Source organism: Nitrosomonas sp., from assembly GCF_022842015.1.
Classification (GTDB): Bacteria; Pseudomonadota; Gammaproteobacteria; order Burkholderiales; family Nitrosomonadaceae; genus Nitrosomonas.
In genome coordinates this window covers 1-22,087 of the sequence record NZ_JALHQJ010000054.1, presented here as the reverse complement: position 1 = coordinate 22,087, position 22,087 = coordinate 1, and the positions used below count along the sequence as shown (strand labels likewise).

The following is a 22,087-nucleotide window of genomic DNA, read 5'->3' as shown; positions in this document are numbered from 1 at the left end:
TGTGTTTAAAATATTAAATGATACATTCTAGCCGCAGGAAAAAGTCAAGCTGCCGCCAACGCCTGTTCCAGGCCGATAAACAGACGAACCATAATCTTCCAACAGTCCGGCCTTTTGCATCTCCACAAGTGAAATTCATCTAAAAAAACATCCCCGATAATTGAAAAGAAAAATACTGAAATTTGAAATCAGTGCCATACCAATCAATTCAAGACAAACATTCAAATAAACCATTGTTATTGAATCATTATATATTACAAACACCCATCAAGCTCCCGTATTGAATCATCATTTCTCGCCGAAAAATGATCACCTTCAGTCAATGCTGGATAAAATTCCAGAATTGATCGGGTAGAATACGCGCATTATCGTTTTTCAAAGCGTTCCAAATACCAATATGATGTTACGTAAAATATTCATTGCCAATCGCGGTGAGATCGCTGTTCGCATTATTCGCGCCTGCGCTGAAATGGGCATTCGCTCAGTAGCCATTTATTCGGAAGCCGATCGTTTCGCGTTGCATATTAAAAAAGCGGACGAATCTTATTGTATCGGCAGCGATCCAGTGGCATGCTATCTGAACATTCATGCCTTGGTTGATTTAGCTCTCGCAACCGGTTGTGATGCGGTGCACCCGGGTTATGGATTTCTTTCTGAAAATGCGAAATTTGCGCGCGCGTGTAAGGAGCGTGGACTTATTTTTATTGGACCCACTGCGGACGTGATTCACCGCATGGGTGATAAAACCGAGGCCCGGAAAGCAATGAAAGCTGCTGGAATTCCAGTTACGCCCGGATCGGAAGGCAATTTACAATCGGTAGAACAAGCCCAAGAAATCGCGGCGCAGATTGGTTATCCGGTCATGTTGAAAGCCACTTCTGGCGGCGGCGGCCGCGGCATCAGGCGCTGTGATAGTGCTGACGAACTAAAGCGCAATTACACCCGGGTCATTTCCGAAGCCACCAAAGCATTTGGCAGTGCCAGCGTTTTTCTGGAGAAATGCATTGTTAACCCAATACACGTTGAGGTGCAGATTCTGGCAGATCATCATGGTAACGTGATTCATCTCTACGAACGGGATTGCTCAATTCAACGCCGTAATCAGAAGCTGATTGAAATTGCACCATCGCCGCAACTGGACGAAGCGCAACGCCAGTATATCGGCGGTCTTGCGGTAATTGCCGCGAAATCGGTCGGTTACACGAATGCCGGCACAGTCGAATTTCTGTTGGATGACAACGGTCGGTTTTATTTCATGGAAATGAATACGCGTGTACAAGTCGAGCATACCATTACTGAAACGATCACCGGCGTCGATATCGTCGAGGAACAAATTCGCGTGGCAGCTGGTTTGCCACTGCGTTCCAAGCAGGAAGAGATTGTGCGGCGTGGCTATGCGATTCAGTTCCGTATCAACGCTGAAGATCCCAAAAATAATTTCTTGCCCAGCTTTGGCCGCATTTCCCGTTATTATGCGCCTGGTGGTCCCGGCGTGCGCACCGATACCGCGATATACACCGGTTATGAAATTCCGCCCTTTTATGATTCCATGGTGGCAAAAGTCATCGTCAGCGCATTAACCTGGGAAGATGCGATTAAGCGCGGGCAGCGTACATTGCGCGATATGGGCGTGTTTGGCGTCAAAACCACGATTCCATACTATCTAAAGATTCTGAAACATCCGCAGTTTCGCGCAGCCCGGTTCAATACCGGTTTTGTCGAGCAAAACCCTGCTCTGATCAATTATTCCGATAAGCCGCGACCCGAAGTGCTTGCTAGCGTGATAGCTGCCGCAATGGCCTCGCACACAGGTCTGTGAGTATACTTACGGGTTAATCAAGGAAAAATCATGCAAAAAGTTTATATTACCGATGTCATATTGCGCGATGCGCACCAATCTCTGATCGCGACTCGTATGCGCACGGAAGATATGCTGCCCGCCTGCTCAATGCTCGACAGCATAGGCTACTGGTCGCTGGAATGCTGGGGCGGTGCGACGTTTGACGCCTGCTTGCGGTTTTTAAAGGAAGACCCTTGGGAACGCCTAAGCAAACTTAAAGCCGCACTGCCCAATACACCATTACAAATGCTGCTGCGTGGACAAAATCTGCTCGGCTACCGTCATTATTCCGATGATGTGGTACGGGCATTTGTAAAAAAAGCGGCTGAAAACGGCATGGATGTTTTTCGTATTTTCGACGCATTGAACGACATGCGCAATCTCGAGACGGCCATCCAAGCCGCCAAGGAATGCGGCAAGCACGCGCAGGGCACTATTTGCTACACCACCAGTCCGGTGCACGATATCAATAGCTTCGTGTCACTTACCAAAGATTTGGCTAAGTTCGGCTGCGATTCGATTGTCATCAAAGATATGGCTGGTCTGCTAACACCGTATGTCACCTATGAACTGGTCAGCGCACTGAAACAAGCGGTCGACCTGCCCATCCACTTGCATTGTCACGCCACCTCCGGGCTCGCAGAAATGTGCCAATTGAAAGCCATTGAAGCCGGTTGTCGGCATATCGACACAGCATTGTCATCGTGGTCAGGCGGCACCAGCCATCCACCCACCGAAAGTTTGGTCATGGCGCTGCAGGATACGGAATACGATACCGGCCTGAGCCTGCAAAAATTGCAGGAAGTGAATGATTATTTTGTACAGATTCGCAAAAAATACCACCGCTTTGAAAGTGAATTCACCGGCGTCGACACGCGGGTTCACGTGTTTCAGGTGCCAGGCGGAATGATCTCGAATTTGGCCAATCAATTACAAGAACAAAACGCTCTGGACCGAATCAACCAAGTCTACGAAGAAATTCCCCGCGTGCGCAAAGATCTAGGCTACCCACCCTTGGTCACGCCGACATCGCAGATCGTCGGTTCGCAAGCGGCACTCAATGTTCTGACCGGAAAACGCTATTCCACCATCACCAACGAAGTGAAGCGCTATTTGCAGGGCGGCTACGGCAAAGCTCCGGCGCCAATGAATGCCAGTTTGCAGAAACGTGCAATCGGCAAGGAAGAGGTTATCGATTGCCGCCCTGCAGATCTATTGAAACCGGAATTTGAACAGTTACGCCGGGAAATCGGCCATCTGGCCAATAATGATGAAGACGTGCTCAGCTATGCCATGTTCCCGGAAGTCGGCAAACAATTCCTGGAACTCCGGTCAACCGGTCATCTGATTCCTGAACCTTTGGAAACTGCTTCAACAACGGTCGGTGGCGAGCAAAAAGCGCCGACCGAATTCAACGTAGCGCTGCATGGCGAGTCGTACCACATCAGAGTCACCGGCACCAGTCCCAAAAATGAAACCTTGCGGCATTTTTATTTCATGGTAGACGGTGTCCCGGAAGAAGTTGTCGTCGAAACGCTCGATGAAATCGTGCTGGACGGCGGCACGCAAGGCGCCGTCAAAAGCAACATCGCCAGCAAACGCCCGCGCCCCGCTGGCGAGGGCGACGTCGTCGTGAGCATGCCGTGCAATGTTCTGGACGTGTTAGTCAAAGTCGGCCAAAAAGTCAATGCCGGACAACCGGTCTTAATTACCGAAGCCATGAAAATGGAAACGGAAATCACCGCACCGATTGCCGGAACCATCAAAGCCGTACATGTGGTAAAAGGTGAATCGGTGAATCCGAATGAGGTGCTGATTGAGATTGTGGTGGGGTAAAGTTAGCTCAGACTTGAGCTGACAGCTTCAGAAATTAATCTGAATGAATCATCGACCCTGAGCGGTCATTCGTCGGTAACGGCGTGAACGTGTTAAAACGGGAAAAGACTGCGTGGATCAGTTGTCCGCATGAACTCTTCCATCAAACAAAAAGCCCAGCACAAAAGTGCTGGGCTTTTTATAAAATCAAGAGCCGATCAAGGAGCCTGGATATTCGATGCCTGCTTGCCCTTTTGACCTTGCGTTACATCAAAGGTAACTTTTTGGCCTTCTGCTAATGTCTTGAAACCACTCATATTGATTTCGGAAAAGTGCGCGAACAAATCATCGCCACCATCATCAGGTGTAACAAACCCAAAACCTTTTGAATCGTTAAACCATTTAACTGTACCTGTTGCCATGTGATTACTTCCTTTTTAAAAATGACGGGGAAACCTCCCGAAAAACTACCTGAATCGAAGATTGCACATGGAATACCAGTACTGCAAAAGCTTTGAAACAAATACCTTAAACCCTTGTACTCTGATTGTGATTGAAAGTCCAGTGAATTCGAAAATAAGAATTGACTCAAGAGAAACAATTATCGAAGAATGCTCTGAGAAAGGTGATCTGCTCCCCTGTTTCGGTGTCAGCGCAAACTTAGTAAAGTCTGGCTTTGGCCGAATGCAGTCACTTTAATGATTCCAACTGTCAGCGCTCAATGTTTAATGGAGTCTGGCCTTAAACACTTTACACACCTTGATCTCTTCATCGCATGACACGCGACCATAGCAAGAGCAGCGCCACCTGCGAGTCTTGCACCCACCAGCGCTGACTGGTGTCATGATCTGATATTGCATCACCGTAGAAGCCGCGCGCAAATCCAGCAAATCGACCGGGCAGCCCGCAAGGTCCACTAAATCACTCGCCACCGTCCAAAATACCAACGGCTCGACATAACTGGCAACCAGCACCACCAAATCGAGACCGCTCTCCGGCTGTGCGGCACCCTGTATGCAGTTGCCGCAAGCATAGATGGCCAGCAAGTTAGATATGCGTGTTTATAGTTTCTGAATGAAATCGGTCTTTTTCATTGAAAGAATGTACTTCCTAGCAGGCCAATGGATGCATTATAAATATTTGCTTTGTATATTCTATAGTCACAATCAATTTACAAAGATCCAAGGCTATCGGCGTTATAATGAACTCATTTGTATACGAATACAAACCAAGCAATAATCAGGCTTATCTACAACATTGTGCGGCGGCGCCAAGGAGCACAAAATGCCATCTTTCATTTCAACAGAGCGACTCAGGTTTATTATCAATCGGCTGAACGAACGGCTCTGGGTAAGGCCGCTGGCAGCTTGCCTGCTGTCGATCATTGCGGCGCTCGCAGCCAAACTCGCGGACGGTACCGAGCTGGGGTCGATTCTTCCAAACATTAAACCCGAGCCTGTTGAAACCATGCTTTCCATCATGGCCGCCAGCATGCTGGTCATTGCCACCTTTGCGGTGTCATCCATGGTATCGGCCTATGCCTCCGCAAGTAGCACAGCAACACCACGGTCATTCACGCTGATTATCGGCGATGATAAGTCACAGAACGCGTTATCGACATTCATTGGCGCATTTATATACAGCATCGTGGCATTGACAGCGCTGAAGAATGGTTATTTCAAGGCAGCAGGACATTTTACGCTCTTCGTTCTCACGGCCATTGCATTCGGCATTGTGATCATAACGTTTGTACGCTGGGTGGACAGCATCGCTCGTCTTGGTCGCATTGGAACGACCATCGCCAGGGTAGAGCAAGCAACCGCCCAGGCTTTGATGCGTCGCAAGGAAGCACCAACCCTCCATGGTGTACCGGTGCTGCCACAAGCTCATGGGTGGGCGGTATTCGCCCCCAGTGTAGGTTACGTGCAGCATATCGACCTTGCAGCGCTTCAAACATGGGCAAAGAAAACTGATGGCCGAGTCGTGATCGCGGCCTTACCAGGCACCTTCGCAGCACCCGGACGGGAATTGGCCTGCATCAGCACCCGCTCAGGAGAAATAGCAGAGAGTGACCGCGAACAGATTATTAAATCGTTTCAAATCGGAAACGACCGACTTTTCGACGATGATCCCCGATTCGGCCTTGTGGTCTTATCGGAAATTGCCTGTCGCGCGTTGTCGCCCGCGGTTAACGATCCCGGCACGGCTATCAATATTATCGGAACGTTAGTGCGACTCTTTGTTCTATGGAATGAGCCTGCAAAGGCTGAGGCAGCGGACGAACATATCCCAAAATATGACCGCGTGGAAGTGCCTGAGATCTTGGTACGAGACATGTTCGATGACGCCTTCACAGGAATCGCCCGCGACGGCGCCGGCACGGTGGAGGTAATGGTTCGGCTGCAAAAGGCGCTTCAATCCCTAGCTTTGATTGGCGATGCGCCGATGAAAGAAGCGGCCAAGCATCACGCACGGCTTGCGTTGGAACGTGCACGACTCGCGCTGAACCTGACACAAGATTTAACGGTCGTGCGTAATGCTGCTGCTTTTGTAAAAACAGATGCATCGTCAAAGAATTCGAGAGATTTATTTATAGATGAAAATAACGACCATTAACTATTATGAATCAATTCATTACAGTTAATGTTATCAAAAACAACAGACCAATGATGTCATCCCTTAGCCTTATAAGAAAGGACAAGAATTACAATGCTAGATTTATCACCTTTAGTTTTTAATACTCATGAATTCTGGGATATACAAATGAAAAAGATTATTACTATATGTCTAGCTACTCTTTTACTTACTTTCTTCTTCAACACTGTCTATGGTTCTGATGGATTTGTCTTAAAAGCAGGTGAAGGTGAAACAGTAATGAATGGAATGGTCATTAAAGCATCTCCATCAACTGGAACATCCAATTCAATCCTAGTGGAGCAGACTTTCCAGAAAGGAAGTACCACCGGGTTGCATATCCATGACCAGGGAGATGAATTATTTTATGTCGTTTCTGGGAATGGTTTAGCAACACTCGGTACTACTATCAAAGAAATCAGTGCGGGCGATGTTATTTTCGTACCCGCGGGAGTAGCTCACAAAATTGAGAATTTGAAAAACTCATTGCCATTAGTGGTTGTTTTCTTTATGGACAGTCCTGAGCTAATCGAAGAATTTAGAGCCATTCAGAAAAGAACAGTATCTCATCCTGACAAGCCGATAACACCCGAAGAGCTAGCAGAAATCCGGCGCATTATAGGCGGATCCAGGATTGTCGAAGTCCAAATAGAACAATAATTTTCATAAATTAATGCATTATTCTTTATTTTATTGATAGTTAAGAACTTAAATATCAGGTGAAGAAAGCACTTCCTAAAATTATCTGGAATTCAAATTTTGGAAATAGCTCAATGGATCATAATGATTACGGCCGGAATCCTCGGAGGAATGCTCAACGCTGTGGCCGGAGGCGGTAGCTTTATCACGCTTCCGGCCCTGATTTTGGTAGGCGTACCTCCGGTGTCAGCAAATGCAACCGGCACCGCAGCACTGCTACCGGGATATATCGCCAGTACCTGGCGGTTTAGGCGTGAGATTGAACTGCCTGCCGGGTTAAGTTCTGCGACTCTTGTGTTAATTACAATATGCGGTGGCTGCTTGGGCGCAAGTATTCTGCTCTATACCAATGAGCAGGTATTCTCGGCCTTGATACCCTGGTTAATTCTGTTCGCCACGATCATATTTTCCGTTGGGCCGTCCTTGCTTGACAGTAGGGTTCTCTCATTAGTGAAACCGTCAGTTACCAGCTCAGGATATTGCAACCGAAAGACAATAGCGATTTTTTGCCTGTTTTCCGTGTGCGTCTATGGCGGTTATTTCAATGGCGGTCTGGGTATAATCTTACTCGCTGTACTTGGATTAATGGGCCAAACAAATTTGCACGGGATGAATGGACTAAAGAACCTCGTCTCGTCTCTAATTACGTTTATTGCAGTTGTAATCTATGCCATTGGTGGTGTCATAGCGAGTGAACAACTGCTGGTCATGGGCGCCGCTGCGATTTTCGGAGGCTATGCTGGCGCGGCTTTCGCATACCGTTTGTCTAAACAGGTATTGCAAATGTTTATCGTAGCTGTCGGCTTTGTCATGTCTTTATGTTTTTTCTTAATGTAATTTCCGAATGCATTAAGTCGATTCTTATTGAATCGCGGTATCATTGAGACGTAAAATTTCCCATATTCAGGCAAGATATTATGAAAACAGTACTTATCACAGGCGCGAACCGTGGCATTGGATTGGAATTTGTACGCCAATACGCTTTAGATGGTTGGCGTGTCATTGCTTGCTGCCGCAATCCGATGTCGGCCGATGCACTGAACCGTTTAGCTGCACAACATTCAGACCAAACCAGCATTTATCCGTTGGATGTTGCCAATCATTCGCATATTGAACAGTTGGCACAAACGTTATCCGGTGAAACCATTGATTTATTGATCAATAATGCCGGCGTTTACCCGTCAGCATCAGGCGATGCTTTCGGAATGACGGATTACCAAGCGTGGGCGCATACTTTTGCAATTAATACCATGGCACCGCTGAAAATGGCGGAAGCGTTTCTGCAGTCCATTGCCCGTAGCAGTCTAAAAACCATTATCACCATCACCAGCAAAATGGGCAGTGTTGCAGATAACCGAGGGGGCGGCAGCTACATCTACCGTTCCAGCAAAGCGGGTGTCAATATCGTGATGAAAAGCTTATCGATAGATTTGAATCCCCAACAAATCACTACGGTGCTATTGCACCCCGGTTGGGTCAGAACCGACATGGGCGGCCCGAATGGATTAATCTCAACCGAGCAAAGCGTCACCGGCATGCGACGCGTGATCAGCAACTTAAAATCCGAAGATTCCGGAAAGTTTTATGCCTTTGACGGGCAGATTGTGCCTTGGTGACTACTGATTTCGATGAACAACTCTTGCTCCACAGCCTGAATGACTCCGAATCTTGCAGATGACTAAAAACTGATCTCTACACCAATTCAATATTGGCGCGATCGATAGAAGTTTCGTAAAGGTTTCACCAGCATTGATAAGGCAAATACCAATACGCTAAACAACACTATGGTTGTACCCGAAGCGACATTGAAAATGTAACTTAAGTACATACCAATCACGCCAGTCACCGCACCGATGATGGTTGAGTACATAATCATGCGGCTAAAACGATCCGTCAGCATTCTCGCAGTCATAGCTGGGGCAATGAGCGTGGCGGCGACCATTGTGACGCCAATGACATTCAGGGATGCAATTACCGAGAATGTGAGCAATAATGAAAACAGCAATTGCACAGAGTCAGTTTTAATGCCGAATACGCGCGCCGCTTCATTATCGAACGTGGAGAACAGTAAGGTACGGTACGTGATGAACATGGTAATCAGGGTAAAAAGAGCAACCAATCCGATAATTATCAAATCTTGTTCAGTGATTCCAAGAATATTGCCAAACAAGGCGGCTTCGAAGTTTTGTTTAAAATTACGCATCTTGCTGACAATGGCCACACCCAGAGCGAACATAGCCGTGGTTACAATCCCGATAGCCGCATCCAGCTTGATTTTGTTGTTTTTAGTAATTTTGTTGATAATGAATGCAGCGAGTAATCCCATCGCGCATGCGCCCGCATAAAAATTCAAATTCAGGGTAATGCCGATCACTGCGCCGCCAATTGCCGCATGAGACAATCCGTGACCAACATAACTCATGCCGCGCAGCACTACGTATACCCCGATTAAACCGCCGGACGCACCTACCATCAGCGCCGCAAGTAAAGCATGACGGAAAAACTCATATTCGATCGGTTCAAGCAAAAACTCCATCAGGGAGACTCATCAATAAATTTGAGAGGCGTGCTGTTAGCGATCAGAAGATGTCCTTCGGATTTAACAATGACAATATCGCCACCATATGTTTTGGTCAGAATCTCATTGGTAAAAATAGTATTCGGTCGACCTTGGGCAATAACTCCTCGATTAAAACAAATCACCCAAGGCAAATGAGAAGCCACCGCATTTAAGTCATGCGTGGTTAATAATATGGTGATACCTCCTCTATTGATATCACTCAGCAAATGCAATACCTCATGCTGAGTCTTGATATCAACGCCAGAAGTCGGCTCATCGAGTATCAAAAGCTTGGGATTGTTGATCAAGGCGCGCGCCAAAAACGTGCGCTGCCGTTGACCGCCCGATATATCGCTAATGTGGCTTTTCAGGCAATCATCAACGCCTAACCGGTGCGCAAGATCCTGAATGCAAGTGCGTTCCTGTTTACTGAGCCAGGGCCATATACGTCCATTGGTATAAAGCCCCATGGAAATCACTTCTTCAACCGTTACCGGAAAATTCCAGTCGACACTGCCAAGCTGCGGTACATAACCAATCGTGCCTGGCCTCACCTTATTGACTGGATAGTTGTAGAGTTCGACCTGACCCGCACTCACCGCGTGGATTCCTAGAATAATTTTCAGCAATGTCGATTTACCGCAAGCCGTGGGACCAACAATTCCGGCAAATTGACCTGCAGCAATTTCCAAACAAAGATCGTCAAATACCACGTTTTGTTCATAACGCGCGGTGACGCAGGTTAATTTTACCGCAGGAACCAAGGGCGAATCAGAATGCAATGTTGCTGGCATCGATATTGGCTATACAGGTTGGATTACCGCCCAGTGCTTCGGTCATGGTGATCATGTTACTGGCCATCATACCAATGAAAGAGTTATTTGGCGCTGCTGGAAGCTCATCATCCGCAAGTTGATCAATAAATTGGGCGTTTGCTTCCCGGGCAATTTGTTTCATCACTTTACTGGGAAAGACTTCTGAACCAAATATTGCCGGCACACCGGTTTCTCTAATTTGTTTAATAATGCTGATGACTTCTTGGGGACCCGGTTCAGAAAAATCAGAGGGTTGGATTGCTGCGATGACTGTCATGCCATAACGCGGCGCAAAATAGGCAAAAGAATCATGATACGTGACTAACTTACGATTTGTCTCAGGAATTGTCTCAACACACCTGAAAATTGCCTGATCCAACTTCTTTAGTTTAGTCAAATACGTTGCGGTATTCTTCTGGTAGCTCACCTTATTCGCCGCATCAAGCATAATCAGATTGTCTCTAATTATTTCTGCGTAACGCATGACCAGTTCAATGTTTAGCCATAAATGAGGATTAGGGTGCCCGTGTTCACGTGGAAAACTAAAATCATACTGCCAGTCCGCTTCTTTAAGAGTGAGATTCCCCAATTGCAGAATTGCAGTTTCAGGTCTTTTTACTTTTTTCGCTAGGTTTAACGTTGGTAATTCCAGGTCAAGGCCATTCACGATAATCATGTCGGCTGCTTGTAATATTTTCACATCCGAAGGAATGGGCTCAAAGGTATGGGAATCAGTTCCATCTGGCACGATACCGGTTACTTCAATGTGTTTTCCCCCAATATTCTGCACAATATTCGTAATCGGCGAAACAGTTGCAACAATTTCAATCTTCTTGTCAGCAGTCGCCGCGAGTATGGGGTTTTGCAAGCACAATGGTAATAAGCATAAAAAAAACTTTGCAATTCTGTAGGTTGCTAGTTTCATAACAAAATTTCTCCCAATTAATGCACTAGATTGTATGAAAAAAAAACAATTTATCATACATTTTCAATTATTATGCGTATTCATGCGGCTTTTAAGAAAATGACACGTAGTTTTAGGATGAAAAGAACGTGAAAATAAAAACTAAGCTGGCTACCACACTACAGTGGCTTATCGGGAGTAGCAGTATTATATCATTGGGTTGCATGCCATTAATGGTCAACGCTGCGGGTGTTCCAACCCTTAAGGAAATGATTATCCGTGCTAATGCACGAGAGTTAATCGGCACGGCTAATTCCGCCAGTGAAGGTACTGTCCTTAAACAGCAACTCGATTCACGCACTGTTTATCGCCCGGGAGAATTACTGGAAACAGTACCAGGATTAATTGTTACCCAACATAGCGGTGAGGGTAAAGCCAACCAATACTTTCTGCGGGGCTTTAACCTGGATCATGGCACGGATTTACGCATTTCGGTAGATGGAATGCTGGTCAATCAACGTTCGCATGGCCACGGACAGGGCTGGGCGGATACTAACTTTATCATTCCAGAATTGGCAGGCAATGTGCTGTACTTAAAAGGCCCTTATTACGCCAATCAAGGCGATTTCTCCTCAGCGGGCGCTGTCAGTATGAGTTATGTTGACACATTACCCAAGGGTATTGCCAGCTATGGACTTGGACAACAAGGCTTTATGCGGGGATTGCTGGCAAAATCGCATGAAGTAGGTGCGGGCAATGTATTGTATGCGGTGGAACTACTAACAAAAGACGGGCCATGGGTTAAGCATGAGGATTTTAAGAAATTTAACGCGGTGCTGCGGTATAGCCAGGATAGTGGCTCAACTAAATTTAACGTAACAGCAATGGGGTATGGTGGAAACTGGAATTCAACCGATCAAATTCCGCAAAGGGGTGTAACCAGCGGTTTTGTTCCACGACTGGGCGCCATTGATCCCAGTTCGGGCGGTGAATCTCACCGCTTTAGTCTCTCCAGTGCACTACAGCATGTCAGTCGCTATGGCATCACTCAGTTGAATCTATATACGCTGCATAGTAATTTGGCATTATTTTCAAATTTCACCTATTTTCTCGATGACCCAGTGAATGGAGATCAATTCTCTCAGATTGATAAACGTTTTCAATCGGCGATGAATGCCAATCATCTTTGGACCAACAAAATTAGTGGAATTGAGATCGAAAGTATGGTGGGCGTTCAATTTCAGAATGATGTCATTGACAATGGATTGCTCAGTACCAAAGAACGCCAAACCTTATCGACTACCCGCAAAGATCATATTAACCAGAACAGTATAGGCATTTATTATCAAAACAGCATCCAGTGGCTGGAAAAATTCCGTAGCGTAGCCGGCGTGCGTTCGGATTATTACTGGTTTGATGTCAATAGCAATATCAATGCTAACTCGGGAAATCGTTACGATAGCATGACCAATCCCAAACTCAGCCTGATTTTTGGACCTTGGGTGCAAACCGAACTCTATTTTAATTATGGCAGCGGGTTTCATAGCAATGACGCACGGGGAGCGACTTCTACCGTTGATCCAAAGTCAGGAGATCCCATTAACAGAGTCAATCCTCTGGTACGCTCAACGGGTTATGAAGTCGGAGTTCGCACCGCCATCGTCCCAGGCCTTCAGGCTTCTTTTGCCGCGTTTCGATTGGATTTTGATTCGGAATTATTATTTGTAGGCGATGCCGGAACAACCGAGGCCAGCCGCCCGAGTAAGCGGGAAGGATTTGAAGTTTCACTGTTTTACATGCCGACAGATTGGTTGATGATTGATCTGGATTACGCGCTGGCGCGCGCTCGTTTCAGCGATGCTGATCCGAGTGGCAACCAAATACCCGGGGCAATACGAGGCGTGGGAAAATTAGCAGTAGCGGTGGATAATATAGGCTCATTATTTGGTAGTATGCAGTTGCGCTATTTCGGCAAACGTTCTTTGATTGAAGACAACAGCGTGCAATCCAATCACACCATTACGCTCAATGGCCAAATTGGCTATAAAATCGGTAACAGTGTGCGCGTGATCATGCAAGGATTTAATCTGCTCAACTCGCAGGCACATGCAATAGATTATTACTATACTTCGAGACTTCCGGGTGAGCCCGCCGCCGGCGTGAGTGACTTACATTTTCATCCGATAGAAAGCCGCTCAATTCGCGTTAATTTAGTCGCCAATTTTTGATCAATACAATAAATTTGTAATAGTATATTCAGTATTTATATATTTGATTTTAAATGATAACCCACGAGGAGATTTTATGGAGCGCTTTACTATTTCGATGGATGACCAGCTTTTTGAGCAATTTGATAAAGTTTCCCAAGCACGTGGTTACGATAATCGCTCAGAAGCGATTCGCGATCTCATTCGAGACTATCTAGAAACCGCACGGCTGGAAAAAGATAATAAAGGTTACTGTATTGCGACACTCAGTTATATTTATAATCACCACCAAAGAGACTTGGCCAGCCAGGTTACTTCCGCGCACCATCACCATCACGATTTATCTTTATCCAGTATGCATGTTCATATGGATCACGACAACTGTCTCGAAACTACTATTCTGCGCGGTACGATTCAAGATGTCAGGCGCTTTGCTAACCAAGTAATTGCCACCAATGGCGTGCGTCACGGCAAATTACATATTGTGCCGATCGAGCTATCAGAAGAACTCCATCCGCATTCTGCGACTCCTCATACGCATTGCAGTCCACTCACCTGATAATCTCCAGTGTTGTCGCAACCAATAAAAAGCCCCGTTTTAAAACGGGGCTTTAGTCTCAAAGCACAACTAATTTTAGTGTGAATTTCCCCAATATTTGGATCTTCCAGCAGCAAATAAAAACATCCACATCACCAGAACAAAAGGAAACGTCAGTGTCGGCAGGCCTATCGGCGCAAGGAAATTAGCTAATCCAGCCTGACAAATAACCGTCAAAATACCCGCCAGTAAGGCAAGAATTGCAGTTCCTGTACTAGGTTTAAGAAAAACCCAACCGATTGCCATCATGGTCAACACCGGATTAAAAGCATAAAGTCCCATTTCGATCAGCGTCTTATCGGCACCCAGGCAGATCGGCAAGGCAACTCCGACAATTGCGCCGGACAGCGCCATCGATGCGCCACGCAGTGAGGTTATTGCAATACCGATCAAGAACAGAATACCTACAATGACGCTATCGGCGAACATCACTTCACCAACACCTTTGGTAACGGCTGTATACCAGGCCTCAGCCGCTTCCTGCGAAAAGGTGGCATACTCTGTCGCGACTACTGAGGCAGCAGCAATGTCGACAGGAATTCCCGGTGCGGGCAGCACTGGGCCGCGCGAAAACGCATCAAATGAAAACACGGCCACCATAAACATCCAGCAAGTCAAAACAAACGGGGAAGTAGATGCTGGAATGTTATAAGGTTGCAAGATCCGCATCAATGCAGCCAACACCACCGTAGACAAAACTGAAGCAAGCACCACATACAGCCAGAGTTGCGGTGTATTCTCCATGAACAAAAATAAGCAGGGACCGACCAGGGTGCCGTTAAATCCGTACAACCCTGCATCAATATCATCGTCTGAGAATCCTAACAAATAAGCGGCGACTGTACTGCTGATCACGCCTACAGTCGCGGCGAGACCTGCGGTAATCCCACCCACATATAAGGCAATTAGGAAAATAAGACCCGTGACCGCGTTGCAGCAAAAAAATACTTGACCGACACCTCTGAATATTACACGCAAAGGTTTCGGCATTGCCTTGTCAATTGATAAAGACCAATCCATGATGATTAGCTCCTAAAGTTTATGTGGAAAAGCAACTACAGTAACTATCAATACAATCTAATTAATCATTCAAGCAGGGTTAAAAACCAAGATTACGCATGGGTACGTATCAACCTGCGCGTTGTTTCACTTCTTCAAGCAATCCTTGTTTAACGATGAAGTCAATCACTTGATCTACACCTTCACCTGTATGCAAGTTGGTAAACACAAATGGCCGGTCGCCTCGCATTTTTTTTGCATCTCGCGCCATCACTTCCAAACTTGCTCCAACATAAGGAGCCAGATCGATTTTGTTAATGATCAGCAGCGCTGAACGCGTAATACCAGGGCCACCTTTACGCGGTATTTTTTCGCCAGCTGCGACGTCAATGACATAAATGGTTAGATCGGAAAGTTCGGGGCTAAAAGTGGAAGCTAAATTGTCGCCGCCGGATTCAACCAGAATAAGGTCAAGATTGGGAAAATCGGCCGTCATGCGCGCAATGGCTTCAAGATTAATGGATGCATCTTCTCGGATGGCCGTATGCGGACATCCGCCCGTCTCCACACCCATCAGACGTTCAGGTGGTAACGCATTGGCGCGTAATAAAATCTCCATATCTTCTTTGGTATAGATATCATTCGTAATCACCGCCATTTCGTATCGATCGCGCATTTTTTTGCTCAGCGCCTCACATAAGGCTGTTTTTCCTGATCCTACCGGACCACCGATACCTACTCGAAGCGGATTTGATTGTTTATTCACGTGTAATACCTCAAAAATTATGACCGATAAACTCGGCTATATTGTGTTTCGTGCTGCATCGACAACAATGACAATCCTGGCGCCCAATTCGATAGTTCGTCATCATTGAGCTGCTGTGCATGTAGCGATACTTTTTCGATTGTTGCATGCAACGACAATAAAAGACTCTGCCCGGAAACCTGTCCCAGTGGCACTGATTTAACGCAAACTAACACTTGATTCTCGACCATTGAGAACAACATGCCAAGCAGTGCCGATTCATGTGGCACCCCAAGTGCTTCTGCGGCACATGCAAACGCGGTAGGTAAAGGTATTTCAGATTGATTTGCTAACATTGCACTCAGAGAATCGTCCGCAATCTTTAGATCTGTGACGAGTTTTCCTAAAGAATATCCCATCTGTATTGTTTCCGCGCGAAACTCCGTGGTATCGCGTGCTGCAACAAAACATTCAGTCCAGTAACTGACGGCTGCCAAATCACGCTCGGCAAATGCTTTAAGCAAACGCCACACGATCGGCGCTTCAAAATCCGCAATGATATTCAATGCTTCTGAAATCCATGCGCGCGCAGAGCTTTCATCATGCACGGTGCCGTTTTCAATGGCGGATTCCAAACCTTGCGAGTACGTGTATGCGCCAATCGGCAGCGAGGGACTTGCTAGTTGCAGTAAGCGAAGTAATAAAATGGATTGCACAATGAATGACCCCTAAGATTGCGAATCTGAAGGTCTGTGAATCTTTTGACGTGCTGGTATGGGTGCGAGCGGACCATGCGCATGGTAATGACCATCGTCATGATGATGGTGCCCTCCTCCCCCATAAGCGCCTGATTCTGGCTCGAATTGTTCATCTTCTTCTATGACAGAAGCACCTAGGCCTTCCAACATTTGCTTTAAGACACTATCTTGATGAATCCGCAGGAAAGCTTCGCCAACCTGGGTTTGCGTATGTCGATTACCAAGATGAAAGGCACAGCGCAATAACTCATGAGGTGTCTTACAAGTGATTCGATAAGTAGGTTCACGAGCGGCAATGATCTGCACTACACGCCCGTCATCGCTCTTGAGAAAATCATTATTCCGCAGTATTGTGCCTCGTACAGTAAAAATCGCCACTTCCTCACCCGATGCAAGTGCCGTCCTGAGCCGACTGTTCTCACGCATTTCGTAAGGTAACACGAGTTGTGCAAACACTGAGTCTGCGTGATCTATTTTAGTATTCAGCGTAAGCATTTTATTATTACAATCAGTTATTGTTTACATAGCAGCTATCACTGCAATAAATGTTGCGATAGCTGCTATAAAAAATGAAAACCCCTTTGCCCGTGGTGATCTTTATCCAAAAGAACAAGGCATAAAAACACTGCTAAAACAGGAAGTAGCGTTGTGCCATCGGCAGTACGTCTTCAGCGCCACATGTCAGCAATTGCCCATCAGCACGTACTTCATAGGTTTCCGGATCCACTTCCATCTTAGGAGTGGCATCATTGTGAATCATGTCTTTCTTACGTAAGTTGCGAGTATCTTTGACAGCAATTAAATTTTTATCTAATTTTAATTGATCAACCAGACCGGCATTTAACGCTGCCTGCGAAGCAAAAGTGAAGCACGATGTTTTGATCCCACCACCGTAGCCACCAAACATATAGCGATAATGCATGGGTTGAGGCGTTGGAATCGATGCATTGGGATCACCCATTAATGCTGCAGCGATCATTCCCCCCTTTAAGATCATGGATGGTTTTACGCCAAAGAACGCCGGTCTCCACAGCACCAGATCTGCGTATTTACCAACCTCTATCGACCCAATCGCATGTGCAACGCCATGCGTGATGGCTGGATTGATTGTGTATTTGGCAATATATCGTTTTACGCGGAAATTATCATTCCTTGAGGTGTCTTCTTGCAATGTGCCGCGCTGTATCTTCATTTTATGCGCAGTTTGCCATGTACGTAGCACAACTTCACCGATGCGGCCCATTGCCTGTGAATCCGAGGACATCATGGAGATTGCGCCCATGTCATGCAGAATATCTTCTGCGGCAATCGTTTCCTTACGGATACGTGACTCTGCAAAGGCAACATCTTCTGGAATATTAGCATGTAGATGATGACACACCATCAACATATCCAAATGCTCATCAAGGGTATTAACGGTATAGGGGCGAGTTGGATTGGTCGATGACGGCAAAACATTTTCTTGGCCCACGACTGCGATAATATCCGGCGCATGGCCACCGCCCGCACCTTCAGTATGAAAGGTATGGATGGTTCGATCTTTCATCGCAGCAATGGTATTTTCCAAATAGCCACCCTCATTGATGGTGTCGGTATGGATTGCGACTTGCACATCATACTTATCCGCAACATTCAAACAGTTATCAACCGCAGCATAAGTCGTACCCCAGTCTTCATGTAATTTTAAGCCGCAAGCACCAGCAAGCACTTGTTCTTCCAAAGGTATCGGCAAACTACAATTACCTTTACCAAAAAAACCGGTATTCATTACTATACCATCTGAGGCTTGTAACATTGAATGAATGTGCCAGGGCCCTGGAGTACAGGTAGTTGCTGCTGTACCGACTGCCGGGCCTGTACCCCCACCGAGCATGGTAGTTATCCCATTCATCATTGCATCTTCTGCTTGTTGCGGGCAAATGAAATGTATATGCACATCCAGCGCACCCGCAGTGACAATTTGCCCCTCGCCAGCAATAATCTCAGTAGCTGCCCCGATAGCAATGGTCACGTTAGGTTGGATATCCGGGTTTCCAGCTTTGCCGATACCCGCGATTTTGCCATTCTTGATACCAATATCCGCCTTAACAATACCCCAATGATCAATAATAATTGCATTGGTAATGACAGTATCCATGACATCAGCATGATTACGTTGTGATTGCCCCATGCCATCCCGAATTACTTTTCCTCCGCCAAACTTCACTTCTTCACCGTAGGTAGTAAAATCTTTTTCAATTTCTATAAAAAGTTCTGTATCGGCTAAACGGACGCGGTCGCCAGTTGTTGGGCCCATCATTTCAACGTAGGATTTACGGGAAATTTTTACGCTCATTTTTCTACTCCTGTAAAATTATTGCGATACAAACTATTTAAGTTTGCCCATCACTTTTTGGTTAAACCCATAAACGACCCGGTCTCCTGCAAGCTCAACGAGCTCAATGGTTCTTTCTTGTCCTGGTTCGAAACGAACTGCTGTTCCAGCCATAATATTTAGGCGCATGCCATAGGCAGCCTCCCGATCAAATTTCATGGCAGAATTAACTTCAAAAAAATGAAAATGGGAACCTATTTGTATTGGACGATCTCCACCATTGGAGACAGTTAGTGTTTTAGTATTTCTACCGACATTTAATTCGATTTCACGGGATTCAGCAAACACTTCACCTGGAATCATTGGTACTCTCATGACGATCTCCTATTTTTGAGGATTAAATTATCGGATTATGCACAGTGACCAGTTTAGTTCCATCCGGAAACGTTGCCTCAACCTGAATATCCGGAATCATTTCGGGAACCCCCTCCATAACATCAGCACGGGTCAGTATTTTTTGACCGGCTGTCATCATCTCCGCAACCGTCCGTCCATCTCTGGCACCTTCCAATACTGCGCAGGTAATCAGTGCAACCGCTTCTGGATAATTAAGCCTTAGGCCACGTGCCTTACGTCTTTCAGCGATTAATCCAGCAGTGAATATCTGTAGCTTGTCTTTTTCTCTAGGCGTTAAGTCCATAGTTTTTCTCCTGAATAAAATAACATTTCAATTTTCTTAAGTTACTGCAACCGCATGATATTTTTAGAAAACCACCATAAGTCAATGATACCTTTAATCAAGTGTTCCACATGCGCGGAACAATCCCAGCGCACCCGAGAATTTCTGGGCGGAACAAACCCCACACACGCAACATGATGTGACGTGCAACCTCGCTCGAATCACCTAAATAGCGAACCGCGATTACCGATTTCAGTTGGGATATACCAACTTGGCCCACACCTTTTGTAACTATCATTGCCTCTTCACGTGCCAAATCTATTAAAGACTGAGGCAACGTTTTTCCAGTCAAAATGAGTGTAGCACAGACTGTTTTTCCAGATAATGTCAAAGGTCCACTCATGGCAGAACTCTCACCCAGGAGACGTATTTGTTCAAGCCAAATCATTTTTCCATTTCGTTGAATGCTAGTACGTTGCTTGATTTGTCCGCTATTGAATGTTTCACCGTATGCGGTACGACCAAAGCATAATATTTCACAGCCCACATAAATTGCATCATCTTCCAAAATTACTTGATGATCGACATCGACGTTAGCATTGTTGTAAAAAATAGTTTCCTGCGGCACCCATTCAAGAGAGCCACCTTTGCTTACGCTGACTCTAATTTTTTGGTGTGAAACGCGACCATTTGCTTTGTACCATTTCGCAGCGCCGGGTGTGGTTATTTGCGCACTTGCGGACGCACCAACTTGAGCCGAAATTTCTAATTGATCACCTCCTACGACTCCGCCCGGTGGATGAATAATTACCACATGACAAATCTTTCGGCTTTCTGGGTAAAAAGGTTTCTGTACCAACAAAGGCCCGAAGTGATCCCGCTCCACGAGGCGCGTTGTTCCATCCATTTCAGAAAACTTGAGCGACAATCTTGCTTGAAGCGGCTTGTGATCCGAATTTACCATTGAATCGGATTTAGCAGCATCCATTGGCTGCTGGGGATCATTCAGAATAGGGGAACTCCGTTGTTTAATTGCTGATTCTTCTGGATAAGTGGATAGCAGCATAATTTTTTCTCAGCTCAGTATTAATGAATAATTGACTCCAGAAAGTCTCTAAATCTGCAGTTGGAATGAGATTTTAAAAACATCAAGCGCTGGACCTGAGACTCCGGGCGCGTAATTTAACCCCTTCATCAGTAGATCTCCATGCTGATAGTACGCTGAAATACGCGCATTAAATCCGTCGATAATGTAATTCAGACCCGCTTCAATCTCTTCTCGATTGTTGCTAGCATTGGGTTGAATGCTGGTATATCTGCCATAAGGCTGAAAGTGTCCGATGCCGACTTTAGTCGGAAGCATATAAAGGCCGGTTACTGTCCACGACTTGCCATCGAACATACAAAAACAATCACGATCAGAGAATGCAGCGGTCGAATAATTCGCATAAAATTGTTTGTATTCAGCATTTACAGTAGTCACACCCATATTTTTTGGTAAAACTTTTTCAAATAGTAAGTCACCTGTAAAACCGAGAAAGTCACTACGATTTGCAAACGATCCTGCACCATTCTTTTGGTAAGACATACCAAACGCCAATGCTAAAATATCACCGGCTTTACCATAATAGGTACTGGAAGTGTAATAACCGGGATTTTTTTCTGGATTCAAAAAATTATAGGTAATACGTGCTGCTGTGAGTATAGTGCCACCCGGATTCGGCCCCGCAGTTTTCGAGGATTCCAAACCACGAAAAACTCCCATTGCATAACCAAGCGTGCCGGGAATAATACCTGGCTCTGCGTTACCCCAGAAAGTTACACCGTCGTCACGACCATAACGGCCTGCGCCACCATCACCAAATTTAGTGCTGAAATCTTGAGAAAAGAAAGGTGTTTTGAATGCATCATGGGTGGCCTGAAAGAAAGGGCCACTTAATTCTCCCCGCTCCGTAGGAGCCAGCATACGCCCCCCCCAAATATTAAAATAGCGGTTGTATTCAAATTTGGCTATCGCGTCGAGAATGTTATACGACATTCTTGGATTTTCACCCGAAGCCGTATTGTTACAGAAAAAACATTCTGTATTGACTTCGAATTTGAAATGCTCATTAAACTGCCCATTGAGATAAAGACGCGCATTGTCGTTGCTGTAGGCGCCATCTTTCAAATTACCAGAATTTGGATTTTCCACCCATACGCCTGAACCACGATACCCTGCACCTAAACTGATCCATCTGTGTTCATTCGTTTGCACTTTGAGCATTTTTTTAATGGGTGCAGTTGCACCCGCCATCGAATGTACATCTGATACAAATAAAGCAAAAACACTCGTGAGTAGAGCCATCAAGAAAAAATGCATCCAGACAGGATTTTTCGTTCTTTTGTTACCTGTATAGAAACCAAGCTGATCAGGAACAACAAATGATTCCAAACTTGCAGTGTTAATTTTCAGTTGAAAGTTGCTATTGCCTTTAAACATGATGTTGCCCGTCTCCTAATATGGACTACCCAAATTGG

22 protein-coding genes are annotated in these 22,087 nt (G+C 45.8%); 8 read left to right on the top strand and 14 right to left on the bottom strand.

Features of this window, described 5'->3' with window-relative positions:
- Positions 1–400 precede the first annotated feature (400 nt).
- A complete protein-coding gene (locus Q0C11_RS10625; RefSeq protein WP_293007779.1) occupies positions 401–1,819 on the top strand; it encodes an acetyl-CoA carboxylase biotin carboxylase subunit in 1,419 nt (472 codons plus the stop codon).
- Between the two features lie 30 nt (positions 1,820–1,849).
- Positions 1,850–3,676, top strand: coding sequence for a sodium-extruding oxaloacetate decarboxylase subunit alpha (gene oadA, locus Q0C11_RS10620; RefSeq protein WP_293007775.1), 1,827 nt, complete (start codon positions 1,850–1,852; stop codon positions 3,674–3,676).
- A 197-nt stretch (positions 3,677–3,873) separates the two neighbouring features.
- Here oadA and Q0C11_RS10615 read toward each other — a convergent pair whose 3' ends face one another.
- Both Q0C11_RS10615 and Q0C11_RS10610 read right to left on the bottom strand, forming a co-directional pair.
- A complete protein-coding gene (locus tag Q0C11_RS10615; protein WP_293007773.1) occupies positions 3,874–4,077 on the bottom strand; it encodes a cold-shock protein in 204 nt (67 codons plus the stop codon).
- Positions 4,078–4,380: 303 nt separating this feature from the next.
- The gene (locus tag Q0C11_RS10610) at positions 4,381–4,701 is read right to left on the bottom strand and encodes a nucleotidyltransferase domain-containing protein (protein ID WP_293007771.1); all 321 of its coding nucleotides are present in this window, start codon (positions 4,699–4,701) and stop codon (positions 4,381–4,383) included.
- Positions 4,702–4,939: 238 nt separating this feature from the next.
- On the opposite strand from Q0C11_RS10610, the gene Q0C11_RS10605 reads away from it, so the two are divergent.
- From Q0C11_RS10605 to Q0C11_RS10590, 4 genes are all read left to right on the top strand, one after another.
- Positions 4,940–6,271: a DUF2254 domain-containing protein gene (locus Q0C11_RS10605; RefSeq protein ID WP_293007769.1), complete on the top strand. Its 1,332-nt coding sequence runs from the start codon at positions 4,940–4,942 to the stop codon at positions 6,269–6,271.
- Positions 6,272–6,418: 147 nt separating this feature from the next.
- Positions 6,419–6,949 (top strand): cupin domain-containing protein, encoded by a 531-nt coding sequence (locus Q0C11_RS10600; RefSeq protein WP_293007767.1) that lies wholly within the window; start codon positions 6,419–6,421, stop codon positions 6,947–6,949.
- Between the two features lie 123 nt (positions 6,950–7,072).
- Positions 7,073–7,825 (top strand): sulfite exporter TauE/SafE family protein, encoded by a 753-nt coding sequence (locus tag Q0C11_RS10595; RefSeq protein WP_293007765.1) that lies wholly within the window; start codon positions 7,073–7,075, stop codon positions 7,823–7,825.
- An 80-nt stretch (positions 7,826–7,905) separates the two neighbouring features.
- Positions 7,906–8,604, top strand: coding sequence for an SDR family oxidoreductase (locus Q0C11_RS10590; RefSeq protein ID WP_293007763.1), 699 nt, complete (start codon positions 7,906–7,908; stop codon positions 8,602–8,604).
- 86 nt (positions 8,605–8,690) lie between these two features.
- Here the strand turns inward: Q0C11_RS10590 and Q0C11_RS10585 are convergent, their stop codons facing one another.
- Genes Q0C11_RS10585 through Q0C11_RS10575 form a run of 3 tightly spaced genes read right to left on the bottom strand, consistent with a single transcriptional unit; the run spans position 8,691 to position 11,288 of the window.
- Positions 8,691–9,524, bottom strand: coding sequence for a metal ABC transporter permease (locus Q0C11_RS10585; RefSeq protein WP_293007761.1), 834 nt, complete (start codon positions 9,522–9,524; stop codon positions 8,691–8,693).
- Positions 9,524–10,342, bottom strand: a complete 819-nt coding sequence (locus tag Q0C11_RS10580) for a metal ABC transporter ATP-binding protein (RefSeq protein ID WP_293007759.1) — start codon at positions 10,340–10,342, stop codon at positions 9,524–9,526. The genes Q0C11_RS10585 and Q0C11_RS10580 overlap by 1 nt, the downstream gene beginning before the upstream one ends.
- The gene (locus Q0C11_RS10575; protein WP_293007757.1) at positions 10,320–11,288 is read right to left on the bottom strand and encodes a metal ABC transporter substrate-binding protein; all 969 of its coding nucleotides are present in this window, start codon (positions 11,286–11,288) and stop codon (positions 10,320–10,322) included. The genes Q0C11_RS10580 and Q0C11_RS10575 overlap by 23 nt, the downstream gene beginning before the upstream one ends.
- Before the next feature lie 128 nt (positions 11,289–11,416).
- Between Q0C11_RS10575 and Q0C11_RS10570 the strand changes: the two genes are divergently transcribed.
- The gene (locus tag Q0C11_RS10570; protein ID WP_293007755.1) at positions 11,417–13,495 is read left to right on the top strand and encodes a TonB-dependent receptor; all 2,079 of its coding nucleotides are present in this window, start codon (positions 11,417–11,419) and stop codon (positions 13,493–13,495) included.
- A 76-nt stretch (positions 13,496–13,571) separates the two neighbouring features.
- A complete protein-coding gene (nikR, locus tag Q0C11_RS10565; RefSeq protein WP_293007753.1) occupies positions 13,572–14,033 on the top strand; it encodes a nickel-responsive transcriptional regulator NikR in 462 nt (153 codons plus the stop codon).
- Positions 14,034–14,108: 75 nt separating this feature from the next.
- Here nikR and yut read toward each other — a convergent pair whose 3' ends face one another.
- From yut to Q0C11_RS10520, 9 genes are all read right to left on the bottom strand, one after another.
- Positions 14,109–15,092, bottom strand: coding sequence for an urea transporter (yut, locus tag Q0C11_RS10560; RefSeq protein ID WP_293007751.1), 984 nt, complete (start codon positions 15,090–15,092; stop codon positions 14,109–14,111).
- 109 nt (positions 15,093–15,201) lie between these two features.
- A complete protein-coding gene (gene ureG / locus Q0C11_RS10555; protein ID WP_293007749.1) occupies positions 15,202–15,837 on the bottom strand; it encodes an urease accessory protein UreG in 636 nt (211 codons plus the stop codon).
- A 17-nt stretch (positions 15,838–15,854) separates the two neighbouring features.
- The gene (locus tag Q0C11_RS10550) at positions 15,855–16,532 is read right to left on the bottom strand and encodes an urease accessory protein UreF (RefSeq protein ID WP_293007747.1); all 678 of its coding nucleotides are present in this window, start codon (positions 16,530–16,532) and stop codon (positions 15,855–15,857) included.
- A 12-nt stretch (positions 16,533–16,544) separates the two neighbouring features.
- Positions 16,545–17,069: an urease accessory protein UreE gene (ureE, locus tag Q0C11_RS10545; protein ID WP_293007745.1), complete on the bottom strand. Its 525-nt coding sequence runs from the start codon at positions 17,067–17,069 to the stop codon at positions 16,545–16,547.
- Positions 17,070–17,202: 133 nt separating this feature from the next.
- Positions 17,203–18,909: an urease subunit alpha gene (gene ureC, locus Q0C11_RS10540; RefSeq protein WP_293007743.1), complete on the bottom strand. Its 1,707-nt coding sequence runs from the start codon at positions 18,907–18,909 to the stop codon at positions 17,203–17,205.
- 33 nt (positions 18,910–18,942) lie between these two features.
- Positions 18,943–19,251 (bottom strand): urease subunit beta, encoded by a 309-nt coding sequence (locus tag Q0C11_RS10535; protein ID WP_293007777.1) that lies wholly within the window; start codon positions 19,249–19,251, stop codon positions 18,943–18,945.
- A gap of 34 nt (positions 19,252–19,285) precedes the next feature.
- Positions 19,286–19,588: an urease subunit gamma gene (locus Q0C11_RS10530; RefSeq protein ID WP_293007741.1), complete on the bottom strand. Its 303-nt coding sequence runs from the start codon at positions 19,586–19,588 to the stop codon at positions 19,286–19,288.
- Positions 19,589–19,685: 97 nt separating this feature from the next.
- The gene (locus Q0C11_RS10525; RefSeq protein WP_293007739.1) at positions 19,686–20,633 is read right to left on the bottom strand and encodes an urease accessory protein UreD; all 948 of its coding nucleotides are present in this window, start codon (positions 20,631–20,633) and stop codon (positions 19,686–19,688) included.
- A 48-nt stretch (positions 20,634–20,681) separates the two neighbouring features.
- Complete coding sequence (locus tag Q0C11_RS10520) at positions 20,682–22,049, bottom strand: hypothetical protein (RefSeq protein ID WP_293007737.1); 1,368 nt, start codon at positions 22,047–22,049, stop codon at positions 20,682–20,684.
- Positions 22,050–22,087: the final 38 nt, after the last annotated feature.